Here is a 15,510-nt window from a genome sequence, read left to right on the forward strand (position 1 = left end):
GTTGCACAGTGACCTGCTGGTGTTGCTGCGCGTGTACCTGGGCTGGCGCTGCACTGCGCAACTGCAGTTGCAGCTACCGATGCGCAGCCTGCCAGCGCCGGTATTGGGCCATGCGCAGGTATTGCTTGGCATGACCGGCGTATTGGCGCAGGGCAGTGACGCCTGTCAAACCGCGCAGCACGACACCATCACCATCAACCTTGGTCGCTACCAGGGCCTTTCGCAGAATCCACGGAACAGGGAGGTACAGCATGTTGCGTACGCTGGGTAATTCATTGGCATGGGTGACGCTGGGCACCTTGCTCGGCGGTTGCGGGTTGACCCAGACCGTCTCGGACAGCACCGCCTCGGCGGCACGGGCCGTGTTCTACAAGCAGGTCACGACGCTGCACCTGGACTTTTCCGGTCGAGCGGCGAACAACACCGATGAAACGGACATGAGTGCATTGTCAGTTCCGACCCTGGTGCGGGTGTACCAATTGCGTGACAGTAAAGCCGTGGAGCAGGCCAGCTATGACAGCCTGCTCAGCCATGGCGACAGCACACTCAGTGCCGATCTGCTGGACGCGCATGCCGTGGTGATCAAGCCCGGCGAGGGTGCGTTACTGAGCGTACCCATGAACAGGGACGCAAAATTCGTCACGGTGGTCGGTCTGTTCCGTCAACCGGACACCCGAATGAACACCTGGCGCCTGACCCTGGCCCGCAATGACCTTGAACCGGACCAGCCTCGGGTGATCGAGCTGGGAGACAACCGATTGACATTGCGGCCATTGGCGAAGGAGTAGGCAATGACCGATCTCAACCCTTCGCTGTATGAAATGCTCCTGCAGAACTTCGATGGCGAACTGGAACTGTATCGAGTCGGCGAAGAAGACCAGCAAATCCTGTCGGTGCTGGACAATCTGCAACGCATCCTCAATAGCCGCGCCGGCACGCTCAGCCACCTGCCGGACTACGGCTTGCCGGACATGGGCGTGATCCTGCAGGGATTGCCCGCCACGGCCCATGACCTGATGAAAACGATGAGCAAGACCCTGCTCAAGTACGAACCGCGTTTGGCCGCAGTCAGCATTGATTTGTTGGCACAGGTGCTGCCGGGCCATCTGGAGTATGCCCTCGACATGCAACTCAAAGGCGGCAAACGGGTGACCTTCGGCACCACTCTGGCGCCTGAAGGCAAGGTACTCATGCGTCACCTCAAACGGCAGAGCTACCTGTCGACGCCGTGACATCGGACAGGCAAAAGGAAGGAAAGGAAATGACCGGGTTGTTTGCGATTCATGTGCGGGCAGGTGGTGATCCACGGGACTTTGACGAGTTTGTCGCACTTCGCGATGAATTGACCCATCTGAGCCATCCGGCGTGTCCGGACGTGGATTGGGGCCGGATAGAGCAGTTGTGCCTGGCGTTGTTCCAGAAAAATGGCGCGGATCTGCAAAGCGCTGCGGCTTTCGCGCTGGCAAACGGTCAACGCTATGGCCTGGATGGCATGGTGCAAGGGGTGTCACTGATCGAGGTATTGCTCGGCGATTGGACGGGTGTGTGGCCACACTTGGAGTCTGCGCGCTTGGACATTCTGGCCTGGCTATTCGGTCAACTGCAGGCCTTGCTGCGGGGTGTGGACATCAGTTCGCGGCACTTGCCGGCGCTTGTCCAGTTGGGCACCGAGCTTGAGCGATTGAACGCGCGCCTGGAATGCACGGGGCTGATTGCTCCGCAAACGCTGCTGGCATTGGCTCAACAAGTCGGCAATCTCCTGCAGCGGACGCAGGCAAGGCGCTTGTCGAGCGCACCGGGGCTGCCTTCGATCGGGGGGTACGTGCCGGAATATCTCATGCCGGTGATGATCATTCCCAGCCCACCGCTGCCCGATCTGTCGGGTTCAAAACAGCGAAAAAAAACGCGGCGTATCCGTCTGTGGGTGTCTGCTGTGGCCACCACCTTGATTCTGGTTTGTGGATTGTGGTGGCAGGGCTGGGTGACAATTTCGGTTACTGAGGGCGGGCCCCGCCATCTGGCCTTTTTCCAGCACAAGCAGGACATCGGCGAACCCGTGCATCTGCGCAGTCTGTCACTGTTCGAGGCAGGCAGTGCCACGCTCAAGCCCGGCTCGACCAAGGTACTGATCAATGCCTTGGTCGACATCAAGGCTCAGCCAGACCTGTTGATTGTCATCACCGGGCACAGTGATGCCACGGGCAATCCTGAAGAGAACATCAGACTGTCCCAGGCCCGCGCCGCCAGCGTGCACGACTGGATGCAACGCATGGGTGACATCCCGGCCAGTTGCTTTGCCGTTCGGGGGGCTGCCGCCAGTCAACCGATAGCCAGCAATGACACCGAGGCGGGGCGGGAAGCCAACCGTCGTGTCGATATTCGTCTGGTACCGGAAAAGGGCGCCTGTCAGTCGTCGACCTGAGGTTTGCTTCGGAAGCGGATGCCGGGGGGAGCCGATGTCCGGTTTACAGTATCAAGAGAACCTTCTTTGTATTGTGGCGCTGGGCTGGACCTACCCGAACAAGGCTGAAAGGGGCATTGAACGCTGGATGACTGATCAGGTGCATACCCTGTAGGAACCGGCTTGCCGGCGATGGACTCAAGTGCACCGCGTTTATCCAGTTCACACGCGTTATCGTTTACGGCCATCGCCAGCAAGCTGGCTCCTACAAGGGACCGTGCCCACGGAGGTGGTTATTCGGCAACAGCAGGCGAATGCCGGATCGGCCCTCAAAGATGATCCGCATCGATCACCGCCTTGGCGAACGCCTGCGGATCTTCCTGCGGCAGGTTGTGGCCGATGCCGCCGCTGATCAGCCGGAATTGGTACTTGCCGGTGAAACGCTTGGCGTAATCCTCGGGGGCAGGGTGGGGCGCGCCGTTGGCATCGCCTTCCAGGGTAATGGTCGGCACGCTGATGGACGGCGCCGTGGCCAGCTTCTGCTCCAGCGCTTCGTATCGGCTTTCGCCCTGGACCAGGCCCAGGCGCCAGCGGTAGTTGAACACGGTGATGTCGACATGGTCCGGGTTGTCCAGCGCCTTGGCACTGCGGTCGAAGGTGGCGTCATCGAATGCCCATTTCGGCGAAGCCAGTTGCCAGATCAGCTTGGCGAAGTCGTGGGTGTTTCTCTCGTAACCGGCGCGTCCGCGGTCAGTGGCGAAGTAGAACTGATACCACCACTGCAATTCCGCCTTGGGTGGCAGCGGGTTCTTGCCGGCTGCCTGGTTGCCGATCAGATAACCGCTGACCGAGACCAGTGCCTTGACCCGCTCCGGCCACAGCGCCGAGACAATATCGGCCGAACGCGCACCCCAGTCATAGCCACCGAGCACTGCTTGTTTGATCTTCAGGGCATCCATGAAGTCGATGACATCACTGGCCAGCGCAGCCGGCTGGCCGTTGCGCTCGGTTTCTACGGACAGGAAACGCGTATCGCCATAGCCGCGTGCATAGGGCATCAGCACCCGATAGCCCTTGGCGGCCAACAACGGTGCGACCTCGTCATAGCTGTGAATGTCGTACGGCCAGCCGTGCAGCAGGATCACCACCGGCCCGTTGGCCGGGCCGGTTTCGGCGTACGCCACGTTCAGCAGTCCGGCGTTGACATGCTTGAGCGGGCCGAAGGGCAGGGGCGCCGCCTGCGTGGTAGCGGCAGGGGGCGCCCCTGGCTGCGTGGTGGCGGCCGTTTGCGCGTGGGCCGCGCCGAGCACGCCGAACAGCGTAAGCGCGAGGATCGAAGGGCCGACCAGGTGGCGGCGAGTGTTGCGGGGGTTGCTGTTGCGCAGTGCCATCTTCATGGGATGTCTCCATTACCAGCCATGGGTCAGGGGTCCGGTCCGAGCCCCTTCAAACCTGGCTTGCATTGAAACGCGGCAATGTATCCGGCCTGTGTCGAATCGCAGGCCCGATGAAAGTCTGTGTATCGAGAAGTCACATTGACACACTGTGATACATAGACATTTAGCCTGAGCCTCTTTTCAACTCGATCGAGACACATAACCCGCGCTTGTTCGTCTCGTCCGAGAAACTCAGGCGCACGCGAGCGCCGGTACGCTCTACGATGGCCCTGACGATGGACAAGCCCAGCCCGGAGCCTGCCTCTTCGGTGCCCACACTGCGATAGAAGGGGTCGAACACGCGCGGTTGTTCATCGGCGGTGATGCCAGGGCCGGAATCCTTGACCTGAAGGATCACGGTTTCCTGTGCGAGCTCCACCGACAGGTCGACGCGTCCGCCGCAAGGGGTGTAGCGGATTGCGTTGTCTGCCAGGTTCTTGACCAGGATCAGCAGGTCCATTTCGTTGATGACGACCTGCACGTCTTCGCTACTATCAACACCGATGTCGATGTTTTTGCGTTCCGCCAGTGGTAACAGGTCCTCCAGCACCCGTCGATAGACCTCATGCACCGACACCCTGGTCTGCGGCCGCTCGGCGTTCGATTGTGCGGCGGCCAGGGCCAGCAATTGATCGATCAGCTTTCTGCTGCGCTCTATGCCGCGAGACAGTGGCAGCAGGCGCTCGACGGCTTGCGTCGGCATGGGTGTGGCTTTCAGTCGCTCGGCTTGCAGGGACAGGGCTGTCATGGGCGAGCGCAGTTCGTGGGCGGCATCGGCGATGAAGCGGCGCTGGGTTTCCATGGACTGTGCAACCCGTGCCAGCAGGCGATTGATGGCCACGACGAAAGGGCGGATCTCGCTTGGCAGATGGTTCTCGTCGATAGGGTGCAGGGGCTGTTTGTCGCGTCGGTCTATGTCATCGGAGAGGGTGGCAATGGGGCGAAACAGCTTGTGCACCAGATCGCTCACCACCAGCAACAGCACCGGAAACAGAATGAGAAACGGCAGCAGGCTGCGCCAGGCGCTCTCTCGCGCCTCCTTGTCGCGCACACCCGTCTCCTGGGCGACGACGATGCGCTCGCCCCGGGCGGTGGTCCTGACCAGCGCTCGAAAGTCTTCGCCGGCGATGTTCAAGGTCGACAGACCATCGGCCAGCGTCGTAGGGAAGGGCAGCGGTATGACGCTGTCGTCAGTGTGGCCGGCGGCTTTGCTGCTGTCGGCCAGGTATTGCACGATGACCCTGGATTCTTCGTCGTCGCCGGCGATTTTTTCGGCAGCGGGGTAGTGCAGGGTCATCTGCTGCCGATCGAACAGCACGGCCACGTGACGCAAGGTTTCATCCTGCATTTCATGGGCTTCGTCGAGGGCCGAGACGAATGCAAACACCCCGGCCAGCACCGCCACGATCAGGATGGCCAGCGACAGCGCGACCGACAGCCGTACCTGCACCGAGTCGATCAAGCGCTTTTTGAAACCATCCATCCCATACCCCTGACGTTCTTGATGACCTGGTTGCCCAGCTTGCGCCGCAGCGAATGAATCAGAAACTCCACGGCGTTGCTTTCCACTTCGTTGCCCCAGCCGTAGAGGCGGTCTTCGAGTTCGCTGCGCGAGAGGATCGCGCCCGGGCGGATCAACAGGGCCTGTAACAGGGCGAACTCGCGGCTGGACAGTTGCACGTCGGGGTTTTCGGCAGTGCTCGCCTGTTTCGACACCAGGTCCAGCGCCACCACGCCGTTGTCCAGCAATGACTGGGCGCTCCCGCCGTTACGGCGCAGCACGGCGCGCATGCGGGCCAGCAACTCGGCCAAGTCGAAGGGCTTGAGCAGGTAGTCGTCGGCGCCACCGTCGAGGCCGCGCAGGCGATCGTCGAGGCTGTCCCGTGCAGTGATAATCAGCAGAGGCACCGGGTTGTTGCGGGCGCGAATGCTGTCGAGGACATCGAGCCCGTCCTTGCCGGGCAACCCGAGGTCCAGCAGCACCAGGTCGTAGGGCTGGGTCTCCAGCGCCGAGAGTGCGGTAAGGCCGTTTTTCACCCAATCGGTCGCGTAGCTCGCATCACTCAGTGCGCCCTGGATGGCGTCCCCGATCATCGGGTCATCTTCGACCAGCAATATGCGCATGTCCCGCTCCGAAAAAAGGCGCGGCGGTGATGACCGACGCGCCTGTATTGAAGCACCTGTACCGGCGTTTGTCCGCCCGGTTATTACGCGCTTTTCATCGAATCGAAGGCCTTCATCAGCTCGTCCATGCGGGCCTTGCAGTCGCTCTGTTGCGGGCTGCCGGCGCGCAAGGCGTCGAGCGCGCGGTCAATGGCCTTGTCCACGACATGCCAGTCGCTGGCGGCACGAGGCTTGATCCCGGCTTCGGCCGAGTCCCAGGCGCTCTCGAGGTCCTTGATGCGGGCTTTCGCGCCCGGCAGGTCGTTTTTATCAACGATCGTGGCAACGTCGGCGGCGATGTTGCGAAACTCGGACAGGTCACCCAGTTTTGAACCGGCCTGGGTTTGTGCACTCATCGCACCGGATGCAGCGCCAGCAGCGGGCTTGTCGRCAGGTTTCGAGCAGCCGGCGGCGATGCCCAGCAGAAAAATCGACGAGACAATGGCGACGTGGCGAATGATGTGTTGAAAAGGGCGCATGACGATTCCTTGATGGACTAATAAGCGTTACTGAGTGACGGGTTTGCGGTTGCCGACGCTGATCTGCGCGACCGCCACCAGCAGGACGATGACGCACAGGAAAATCGCGCTGGTCCAGGTAGCGCCCATGCCGAGGCCACCGTAGGTCCTGGATTGGGTCAGCAAGTCGCCAAGAGAAGCACCGAACGGACGGGTCAGGATGTAGGCGATCCAGAAGGCCAGTACCATGTTGGCTCCCAGGCGCCAGGCCACCAGGGTTGCGGCGAGCAGCGCGGCGAAAATCACGGCACCGAGGGTGAAACCCAGGCCCAGTGCTTCGGTGGCCAGGTCACCAGCCGCCGTACCGAGGGCAAAGGTGCAGAGCACGGTCGTCCAGTAAAACCATTCCCGTCGAGGAGTGACGATCTCGCGGATCGACAGGTTGTGTTCCACCCGGTACCAGACCAGAAAATTGACTGCCAGCAGGACAGAAAACACCGCCGTGCTGGTGTACAGGCTGACGTCGAGAACGTCGGTCAGGATGTCGGTAAGCTGCGTTCCGACGATACTCACCAGCACCACGGTCAGCCAGTAGATCCAGGGCGAACAGGCGGTTTTGCGCATCTGTATGAACAGGGCGATGGCCAGCAATGTCGCCATGCCGAGGCTGGTCCAGCCCAGGCCGAGGCCAGCATCGACAGCGAGAAAGTCCGCGCCGGTTTCACCCACCGTCGTGGACAGGATCTTGATCACCCAGAATGACAGCGTCACCTCGGGTACTTTGTTGAGCCATCCGGCTGTATGGGGTTTCATGGGCGGGTTGCCTCTCCTGTGCAGCGCCGAACTTGCGCAAGGGAGACGATACGCAGCGAAACTTAGCTGAGACTGAGGGGCGGGGAAGTCGAGCGGTTTTCTGGTACGGCTTCGAGCCAGAGTAAAAGCCAACTCGACTAAAGCACTATTTAGTCGAGTTATGTTTATAAATGCTGCGAATGTGTCACTAAAATCACCAATGAGAGGCGCGCGGCAAATGAATCAAAGCACCCTGCAAATTGGAGAAATGATCAAGACCCTGGGTCTTGAGCCCCATATCGAAGGTGGATTCTTTCGCAGAACCTACCAATCGGACGACCAGAACATGGTTGTAACTGCGGGTGGCCAACGGCATTGCATGACATCGATTTTTTATCTGTTGACCGAGGATTCTCCGATAGGTCATTTCCATCTCAACCAGTCAGACATCGTTCATTACTATCATCTGGGCGATCCGATTCAGTACACGCTGATTTTTCCGGACGGCACGTTGAAAACCATCGTGATGGGTCACGACGTTCTCGCCGGACAATACTTGCAGCTGCACGTGCCCGGTGGAATCTGGAAAGCTTCGCAGGTGATGCAAGGCGCTGCAGGATTCGGCTTGATCAGTGAAGCGGTTTCGCCAGGATTTGATTTCGCGGATATGGAAATGGGCGACCGGCAAGAGCTCGGTCAGCAATTTCCCGAGCATTGGGCGCTGATCGAAAAGCTGACGCTTGGATGAGGTGGTTGCGTGCTTCAAGATCTGTGTGTGTCAGGGTCAATTCGGTAATATGGCATTACGTGTAATGTATATTATGTTAAATTATGTGTCTGGGTGGAACTTCTACCAAAGGTTCTTTCAAGCTACCAATCCCCGATCCCTGTTCGAGCCAACTCAATACCCCAGCTCCAGCAAACTTCGGCTCAGAGTTCGATGACAGGCACCCTGATCAAAGCATCAGCCGGCTACCGCTGCGGCGACAAATCAACCCTTCGATCCTGCTAACGATCTATATCTACGGCTATCTCAACCGCATCAAGGCCGGCGCAGCGAACTTCGCCTACGGGGCATCGAAGGACGCTATAGATCTCAGAAATCACCTGCATCGTTGCGTCTTCGATCGTTCCTTCATTACGACATAAAACCCAGCCGTGATTTACAATCGCTCGCTCGAACGCCTTGGTACAAGCAACATGTTCTTCCAGCTTATGGATCACAGTACTGCTCAGCCCACGCCGTCGTGCCGCTGCCCTCGCCCATGAAATTTCAGGGGCGGTGACAACCCCGACATGCAGGTCTGGCACTCGCACGTTTCGATCGATGTTCAACTGTAGAATCTCTGCAAACGGGACTATCCGGCGAAACGCGGCATCAGACGGGTACCAGCGATCGATCAAGATAATGCTGCCTGGTGGCTGTTTAGCCAGCACGTGCTGGGAAATCCAGGTACGGCTATCAGCAAAGCGCTCACAAACCTCCAACTCCAAATCCCGGGTGGGATTTCTGACGAGTTTGTTCACAAGGGTCATTGTTTCACCCCTATAGGGATCGCTTTTTTTCTCGCAAAGTCGGATCACCTTTTTGTTGTCTGCCCTCAGTACTTTCGTAACGGCTTCCAAAAGTGTGGTTTTGCCGGCTCCCTTGGGCCCATCTAGAGAAACAAACAGCGGACGATTCATTTTTCACATAACGATTGATATACGGTTTTTTTGCCCTGTTCGTTCGCTGGAACCGCTTGGCGCGACTACGCGAATCGAGTGGAGGGCCCTTATGAACAGACATTGATGAACACTCTAACCCGGTTTCTGGCTAACGGGTCTCAAAATCCAGGGTTACAGCCGCTTATGAACATCGGTCATCGCCCATAAGTTAAATGGTGTACTGAGACAGATCCCCACTGCAGGTTCTGAGGCACGCTCATTTCAACGAATCGGATCATGAAGCATTTTTGATCCCCACTCAGGATGCAGGCTTGCAGACCTATCTTCGCGCACTGGACATTCGGCTCAGCTGAAACCATGACACCGATGACGCCCGGGCTGGCTTGCCAAATGCACAGGACGTGCTCAGGGGGCGAGTATTTCCTGAAGAAACTCAATGAACACATTGATGCGACTGGAACCACGATGATTGGGCAGGTACAGCGCATTGATACAAGTGCTCGCACTGCCAGGGTTGACCTCATACTGCTCCAGCACGCGCGTCAGGCGACCTGCGCTGACATCGTCTCGCACCAGCCAATCAGCCAATAGCGTCACCCCACCCCCGGCCAACGCTGCCTCGCGCAGAATGTCGGCGTTGTTACTTTGCAGCCGTCCCTGCACATTCAAGCGAATGATTTCCTCATCGCCCTGGAATGTCCAACTGTGGTGGCCCGTACAGTAATCAAAACGCAGGCATTGATGCTCCAACAGGTCACGGGGGTGTCGGGGCAGTCCGGTACGCGTCAGGTATTCGGGACTCGCCACAACCCAACGCTGGAAATCGCCCAGGCGCTTGCTGACGATGTCATCACTGACGACCGATGAACCAAGACGCACTGACACATCTATTTGCTCGCTGAGCAGGTCACTGACCTCGTCGCTCAGCGAGAGGCTGATCTCCAGGCCGGGATGACGATCCAGCAGTCGCCCCAGATGAGGAGCGATGATGCGTCGGCCGAATTCCACCGGGACGCTGGCCCGTAAGCGTCCTTGAGCTTTGCTGCCACGGTCGGTCACGACGGCATCCGCTTCGTCGATGGCCTCGAGGATCACCACTGCCTTTTCGTAATAGTTCTGCCCCGCCACCGTGACGCTTGTGTTGCGCGTGGTGCGGTTCAACAAGCTGGCGCCCAGCTCGCTTTCCAGCCCCGCTACCTGCCGAGTCACAGACGAAGTGGAGATACCAAGTTTGCGCGCCGCTGACGAATAACCACCACAGCGTACGGTTTCGACAAACATTTTGAGCGCCAGCAACTTATCCATAAACGGCGTCCGGGATAGAAAAGGAAAGGTAGCGACTGTGCATGACCAGGCGTCGTACGTCTTGCATGGCTGTGCTCAATCAGTAGTGGATCAAGCCCGATATGAGCCCCTGAATCAGGATGGAGTGATGCCCATGATCCGATTGCCCATGCTCACCCCCCTGTCCCCCATGCGCCTGCCTTCTGCAAGTTGCTGTTTTTGCCAGGCCTGCAGGGCTTTATCGAGGTCGCCAATGTTGTCGATTGCTTGCGCCAGGAACAGTGCATTGCGGGCCGCCTTGGCCGTGCTTGCGGCGGTATGAGGTCGCGGCACAAAAGCGGCATCGCCGGTCAACAGCACACGTCCGAACACCATTTGAGGAACGTTGAGATCAAGGATCGCCTGGACAAAAATGTCCTTGGTCTGGCGAATCAATTCGCGAAAAGCCGGGTTCGCATGCCGCTCCGCCATTTCCCGTATGTAAGCCTCCTGCTCCGCAGCCAAAGCCCCCGGTGGAATGGAGTGGCTACGCCGCTGGCCGTCGCGATCAGTGAGCACGGCGTCCAGTTCCGGCCCTTGCGCGGCTTTCAAATACCACAGCCAGTTGAACCGGCGCTCGCCAGGATCAACGGAGCCGTTCAAGCCCGGCACCATGTATTCCAACATCAGCGATCCAGGGTCCTGTTGAAAAACAAAATCCTGGTAAAGCTGCGTCTTGGCGAAGTCAGGAAGTCGGTCTTCATCGACAAGTCCACGCCAAACCACATAGCCCGAATAGCTATGTTGCGCCCCGGGCAACACTATACTTCGCACAGATGAACCCGCACCATCGGCCCCCACCAGCAGGTCTGCCTGGGCACGACTGCCGTCGGCAAAAAACGCGGTCACTCGGTGCTCATTCTGAGCCAGATCCACCAGCGTCTTGCCACGGTGATAATGCTCGACAGGAAATGCAGAAAATAATGAGCTGTACAGTGTGTTCCAGGACGTCTGCGTTTGCGGCATCGGTTCTTTATGCACGACGGTACCGGCTCGATCCAGATACAGACGATCATAGGACCGGACACCTAGCGCACGGGTATGTTGGATACCCGTGTAGCGGAAATGCTGCAAGACATCCGCTTGCAGAACAATGCCACCGCCACGGCTATCCATTGCCGCGGGGGATCGCTCGAAAACATCGACCTGCCAGCCAATCGCCCGCAACGCCGTGGCGGCAAACAGTCCTCCCAGAGAACCACCAATGACCAGGGCCTTTGGAACATCCAGACTCTTCATTACCCTTCTCCTTGCAGAGTGGTGATTCCCACACCAACCGGTTTTGAGCTGCGTTATGCCAGCGCCGGATAGTCGATGTACCCCTTGGCGTCGCCACCAAAAAAGCTGTTGCCGTCCGCCAGATTGAGCTCGGTGCGCCCGCGCAGGCGAGCCGGCAAGTCGGGGTTGGCAATGAACGGCCGACCGAAAGCGATGAGGTCGGCACGCCCCTGCGCGATGGCCAGTTCAGCGGTTTCTCCGTTGTAACCACCTGCCAGCATCAGAACGCCGTGGAAGTCAGTACGCAGCTGTTTGATGATGGCGTCCCAGCGCGGATCATTACTTTCATCGAGCACCGTGCCGACCATCATCGGTTCCACCAGGTGCAGGTAAGCGAGATTCCATTGATTGAGCCGGGAAGCAATGTAGCCAAAGGTCTGTTCCGGGGTGTCATCGCCCATCCCCATGAAACGTCCCATCGGTGTCAGGCGCACAGCAACGCGTTCGGCACCTATTTCTTCGGTCACCGCTTGCACGACTTCGAGCAGTAGCCGCGCACGGTTTTCAATACTTCCACCGTAGCGATCGCTACGCTGATTGCTATCGCTGTTGATAAATTGGTCCAGCAGGTAGCCATTGCCCGCGTGGATTTCCACGCCGTCCATACCGGCCAGAAGCGCATTGCGCGCGGCCTTGCGGAAGTCGGAAACGATCGCTTCGATCCCCGGAATGTCCAGTTCCTGAGGTACAGGTACATCACCCCACACCCCCTCACCCTTCTCATTCAGGATGAAGGTCTTGCCGGGGACCGGCTGTGCGGTCGGTGCCACCGGTAAGCCGCCGTCGGGTTGAAACACGGGGTGTGACACCCTCCCCACATGCCAGAGCTGCAGGAAAATGCGCCCACCCTCTGCATGCACGGCTTCGCTGACCGCTTTCCAGCCGTGAATCTGCTCGTCGCTATGGATGCCGGGCGTCCAGGCGTAACCCTGACCCTGCTGCGAAATCTGAGTAGCCTCGGTAATGATCAACGCGGCACTGGCGCGCTGGCGGTAGTACTCGACGTTCATCGATGTCGGTACGTTGCCGGGCTGCCCCGCCCGTGAGCGAGTCAGAGGTGCCATGGCGACACGGTGATTGAGGTTGAGTTGGCCGAGTTTGATTGGGCTGAACAAGTGACGAGACATGATGATTTCCTGAATGGATCGGGATTGAACAAGCGGCTCAAGCTGCCTGGTTTCGTTTCAGTATCTGGATCATTATTTCGGTGGGTTGCGCGCCACTGATCACGTCATCCGCGATCTGAATACTCGGCACCGAGCGCACCCCGGACGCCTTGATTTGCTCTTCGAGTTTCAAGACTTCAGCAGTGCYTTCATCGGTGTTGAGAAAGTCGACAATGGCCCCTCGGTCGAGCCCTGTTTCGCCACCGATATCGGCCAACACATCAAGGTCGCCGATATCCCGCCCCTCGCCGAAGTACGCCTTGAAAATGGCCTTGACCAGGAATGAAGCGTCTTTACCCGCCTGTTGCTCCCGCCATACCAACCGATGCGCTGCCATGGTGTTGGGGGTTGTTTCGACACGCTCATAATGGAAGCCAAGGCCGACGGCCTTACCGGCGTGGGTGACCTGCGCGTCCATGGCCTGGCTGCGCGCCCAACTRCCGAATTTGCCAGAACGATAGGCTTTACGATCCATGCCTCGAACAGGCATGTCCGGGTTCAATTGGTAAGGCAGGAAACTGATTTGGCGGTCAGTTGAAAAAACCGAAGCGGCAAGCGCGCGTTCGAGATTCACCTCACCGATCCAGCACCATGGGCAGATGAAGTCGTAAGTCACCTGAATAGTGGATGAGTGCAAACTCATGACGGTCTCCTTGGTTGAATGTTTTCACATCCCCAAGGTAAGCGTCCGGCGCCCCCCGGAGAATCCGCCTGCCACGCAACGTTGCTTTTCGCAAAACGCAACGATGAGGTGATCTGCGCGCCGGCGCACTGCCGTCGTTGCGCCCGGCGCAATGTAGCGTTGCGCCTTGATGGGGTACTCCATCACAAGCGCCCTGTTTAAGCTCTCTGAGCAGAAAGTCGCCGTACGCCAATCGCACGCGGCGGATTGAAAAATCTGTCGTTTACTCAGTTCGAGAGGTTAGGCGATGAAGCGCAAGACGATCATCGGTGCCGTTCTGGCGCTTGGCGTGGTGGGGATAGGGTTCGCGTTCTGGATGATTTGGAGGCCGGAAATAGCTACTGCCAGCCAGCCTCAGAGTGCCGGACGCGAAACCCTGGACAGAGGCCGGCGCATCGTCGAAGCGGGAGACTGCGCGGTCTGCCACACGCGGCCAGGAGGCGATTACATGGCGGGCGGATTGCCATTGAAAACGCCCTTCGGAACACTCTTCACCACCAACATCACCCCGGACCGGGAAACCGGTATCGGCAAGTGGTCGCTGGAGGCCTTTGAACGAGCCATGCGTGAAGGCATCGCCCGCGACGGTCACTTTCTCTATCCGGCTTTCCCGTACGTGCATTATCGAAAGTTGAGTGATGCCGATATCGCGGATGCCTACGCCTTCCTGATGAGCGTGGACCCGGTCAAATACACCGCACCTGAAAACCATATGGTTTTCCCCATGAACTTCCGTGCGCTGGTGTCTTTCTGGAACTTGCTGTTCCTGCATGGGGATCCGTTGGAACCACTTCCCGACCGGTCAGCGCAATGGAACCGCGGACGCTATCTGGTCGAAGGCGCGGGACACTGTTCATCCTGCCATTCGCCCCTGAATCTGATAGGCGGCGAGAAGAGCAGCGAACTGTTCAATGGCAGTATCGTCGACGGCTGGACGGCCCCCTCCCTGCGCGGGATGGCCGAAGCGCAACACCCCTGGAATGAAGCCCAATTGGTCGCCTATCTGACGGGCAAGGTCGCCGAAGATCACAGTGCGGCGGCGGGCCCGATGTTGCCGGTCAGCCTGAGCATTGCGCAATTGCCGGTGGAAGATGCCCATACCATCGCCCGCTATATTCTTGACCTCAAAAAAACCTCTTCGGACGTGACGTTACCGCCCTGCTCCCCTGAGGCCAAGCCCAGTGCCAAGGCGTTGCCGGGTGCGTCGCTGTTCGACGGTGCCTGCGCAAGTTGCCACGGCTCCGCCGCCCCCATGCGCGCCATTGAATCGAGGCCCGCTCTGGCAAACACCAGCGCAGTGACGGCGGACTCGCCACGTAACCTGATCCAAACCATCCTGCAGGGCATCCCGATGTCCACCGCCGCTACCAGCCACTACATGCCTGCGTTCGCAGACAGTCTGGATGACTCCCACCTCGCCGCAATTGCCGAGTACTTGCGCAACGAGAGCTGCCCGACCAGACCCTGGACGGACCTCGACAAGACAATCAAGAGCATTCGGGCTCAGGAGTAGCAACCGTGATCACACTCGACATCAACGGCAAGACGCATGAACTGGACATCCCGCAAGACATGCCGCTGCTGTATGCCCTGCGCAACCAGGTAGGGCTCAATGGCACGAAATTCGGTTGCGGTTTGGGTCAGTGCGGCGCTTGCACCGTTTTAGTGAACGATAAACCGGTTTTTTCATGCCTGACACCCTGCGGCGCGCTGGCAGGCAAATCAGTGCGCACAGTGGAGAGTCTGGGCAGCGCCGACAACCCGGGGCCGTTGCAGAAAGCCTTTATCGACGAACAGGCGGCCCAGTGTGGTTATTGCATCGCGGGGATGATCGTACGAGCGCAGGCTCTATTGGAGGCGAACCCTCATCCGGACGATGAAACGATCCGTCGCCACATGGCTCCCAACCTGTGCCGCTGTGGCACTCATGTGCGGATCCTTGCCGCTATCAAGTCGGTCATCGCGCAGGGAGGCAAGGTATGAAATCCTCTGCGCAAAACGTCGATCTGAGCCGCCGCGCCTTCGTGATAAACGGCACGTTGGTGATGGGATTCGCAATGCTCCCGGGTATCCCGCGTGCCTTCGCTGACACCGAAGTGGACACCTTGGGGACGGCGATCCTGGCGCCGGATCTGCCAGGCAG

17 protein-coding genes and 2 pseudogenes are annotated in these 15,510 nt (G+C 59.0%); 8 read left to right on the top strand and 11 right to left on the bottom strand.

The window, feature by feature from the left end; genetic code table 11:
* From AC1DVH_RS17980 to AC1DVH_RS17995, 4 genes and pseudogenes are all read left to right on the top strand, one after another.
* Nucleotides 1–271: pseudogene (locus AC1DVH_RS17980) on the top strand (type VI secretion system baseplate subunit TssG); the annotation flags it as partial.
* Nucleotides 252–788, top strand: coding sequence for a type VI secretion system lipoprotein TssJ (gene tssJ, locus AC1DVH_RS17985; protein ID WP_477754938.1), 537 nt, complete (start codon nt 252–254; stop codon nt 786–788). The pseudogene AC1DVH_RS17980 and the gene tssJ, both read left to right, overlap by 20 nt.
* Before the next feature lie 3 nt (nt 789–791).
* Complete coding sequence (gene tssE, locus AC1DVH_RS17990; RefSeq protein WP_477754939.1) at nt 792–1,232, top strand: type VI secretion system baseplate subunit TssE; 441 nt, start codon at nt 792–794, stop codon at nt 1,230–1,232.
* A 29-nt stretch (nt 1,233–1,261) separates the two neighbouring features.
* The gene (locus AC1DVH_RS17995) at nt 1,262–2,422 is read left to right on the top strand and encodes an OmpA family protein (protein WP_477754940.1); all 1,161 of its coding nucleotides are present in this window, start codon (nt 1,262–1,264) and stop codon (nt 2,420–2,422) included.
* 308 nt (nt 2,423–2,730) lie between these two features.
* On the opposite strand, the gene AC1DVH_RS18000 is transcribed toward AC1DVH_RS17995, so the two are convergent.
* The 5 genes from AC1DVH_RS18000 to AC1DVH_RS18020 form a co-directional block, all read right to left on the bottom strand.
* Complete coding sequence (locus AC1DVH_RS18000) at nt 2,731–3,798, bottom strand: alpha/beta fold hydrolase (protein WP_477754941.1); 1,068 nt, start codon at nt 3,796–3,798, stop codon at nt 2,731–2,733.
* A gap of 163 nt (nt 3,799–3,961) precedes the next feature.
* Nucleotides 3,962–5,320: an ATP-binding protein gene (locus tag AC1DVH_RS18005; protein WP_477754942.1), complete on the bottom strand. Its 1,359-nt coding sequence runs from the start codon at nt 5,318–5,320 to the stop codon at nt 3,962–3,964.
* Nucleotides 5,296–5,961, bottom strand: coding sequence for a response regulator (locus tag AC1DVH_RS18010; RefSeq protein ID WP_477754943.1), 666 nt, complete (start codon nt 5,959–5,961; stop codon nt 5,296–5,298). The genes AC1DVH_RS18005 and AC1DVH_RS18010 overlap by 25 nt, the downstream gene beginning before the upstream one ends.
* A gap of 83 nt (nt 5,962–6,044) precedes the next feature.
* Nucleotides 6,045–6,479 carry a hypothetical protein gene (locus tag AC1DVH_RS18015; protein ID WP_477754944.1) on the bottom strand — a complete coding sequence of 145 codons (435 nt, stop codon included), beginning with the start codon at nt 6,477–6,479 and terminating at the stop codon, nt 6,045–6,047.
* A 27-nt stretch (nt 6,480–6,506) separates the two neighbouring features.
* Nucleotides 6,507–7,271: a COG4705 family protein gene (locus AC1DVH_RS18020; RefSeq protein ID WP_477754945.1), complete on the bottom strand. Its 765-nt coding sequence runs from the start codon at nt 7,269–7,271 to the stop codon at nt 6,507–6,509.
* Between the two features lie 217 nt (nt 7,272–7,488).
* On the opposite strand from AC1DVH_RS18020, the gene AC1DVH_RS18025 reads away from it, so the two are divergent.
* The gene (locus tag AC1DVH_RS18025; protein ID WP_477754946.1) at nt 7,489–7,998 is read left to right on the top strand and encodes a cupin domain-containing protein; all 510 of its coding nucleotides are present in this window, start codon (nt 7,489–7,491) and stop codon (nt 7,996–7,998) included.
* A 260-nt stretch (nt 7,999–8,258) separates the two neighbouring features.
* On the opposite strand, the gene AC1DVH_RS18030 is transcribed toward AC1DVH_RS18025, so the two are convergent.
* Together AC1DVH_RS18030 and AC1DVH_RS18035 are read right to left on the bottom strand one after the other, a co-directional pair.
* Nucleotides 8,259–8,876 (bottom strand): nucleoside/nucleotide kinase family protein, encoded by a 618-nt coding sequence (locus tag AC1DVH_RS18030; protein ID WP_477754947.1) that lies wholly within the window; start codon nt 8,874–8,876, stop codon nt 8,259–8,261.
* Nucleotides 8,797–9,039, bottom strand: coding sequence for a hypothetical protein (locus AC1DVH_RS18035; protein WP_477754948.1), 243 nt, complete (start codon nt 9,037–9,039; stop codon nt 8,797–8,799). The genes AC1DVH_RS18030 and AC1DVH_RS18035 overlap by 80 nt, the downstream gene beginning before the upstream one ends.
* A gap of 130 nt (nt 9,040–9,169) precedes the next feature.
* Between AC1DVH_RS18035 and AC1DVH_RS18040 the strand changes: the two are divergent.
* Nucleotides 9,170–9,271 (top strand): annotated as a pseudogene (locus AC1DVH_RS18040) (cupin); the annotation flags it as partial.
* A 52-nt stretch (nt 9,272–9,323) separates the two neighbouring features.
* Here the strand turns inward: AC1DVH_RS18040 and AC1DVH_RS18045 are convergent.
* From AC1DVH_RS18045 to AC1DVH_RS18060, 4 genes are all read right to left on the bottom strand, one after another.
* On the bottom strand, nt 9,324–10,223 hold the full coding sequence (locus tag AC1DVH_RS18045; RefSeq protein ID WP_477754949.1) for a LysR family transcriptional regulator: 900 nt from the start codon (nt 10,221–10,223) through the stop codon (nt 9,324–9,326).
* A 114-nt stretch (nt 10,224–10,337) separates the two neighbouring features.
* The gene (locus AC1DVH_RS18050; protein WP_477754950.1) at nt 10,338–11,480 is read right to left on the bottom strand and encodes an FAD binding domain-containing protein; all 1,143 of its coding nucleotides are present in this window, start codon (nt 11,478–11,480) and stop codon (nt 10,338–10,340) included.
* Between the two features lie 53 nt (nt 11,481–11,533).
* Nucleotides 11,534–12,646, bottom strand: a complete 1,113-nt coding sequence (locus tag AC1DVH_RS18055; RefSeq protein WP_477754951.1) for an alkene reductase — start codon at nt 12,644–12,646, stop codon at nt 11,534–11,536.
* A gap of 37 nt (nt 12,647–12,683) precedes the next feature.
* Nucleotides 12,684–13,328 (bottom strand): DsbA family oxidoreductase, encoded by a 645-nt coding sequence (locus tag AC1DVH_RS18060; RefSeq protein WP_477754952.1) that lies wholly within the window; start codon nt 13,326–13,328, stop codon nt 12,684–12,686.
* A 286-nt stretch (nt 13,329–13,614) separates the two neighbouring features.
* Between AC1DVH_RS18060 and AC1DVH_RS18065 the strand changes: the two genes are divergently transcribed.
* Both AC1DVH_RS18065 and AC1DVH_RS18070 read left to right on the top strand, forming a co-directional pair.
* Nucleotides 13,615–14,880 (top strand): cytochrome c, encoded by a 1,266-nt coding sequence (locus tag AC1DVH_RS18065; RefSeq protein WP_477754953.1) that lies wholly within the window; start codon nt 13,615–13,617, stop codon nt 14,878–14,880.
* Nucleotides 14,881–14,885: 5 nt separating this feature from the next.
* On the top strand, nt 14,886–15,350 hold the full coding sequence (locus AC1DVH_RS18070; RefSeq protein ID WP_477754954.1) for a (2Fe-2S)-binding protein: 465 nt from the start codon (nt 14,886–14,888) through the stop codon (nt 15,348–15,350).
* The last annotated feature ends 160 nt before the right edge of the window (nt 15,351–15,510 follow it).

The organism is Pseudomonas sp. P4_C3, from assembly GCF_056402075.1.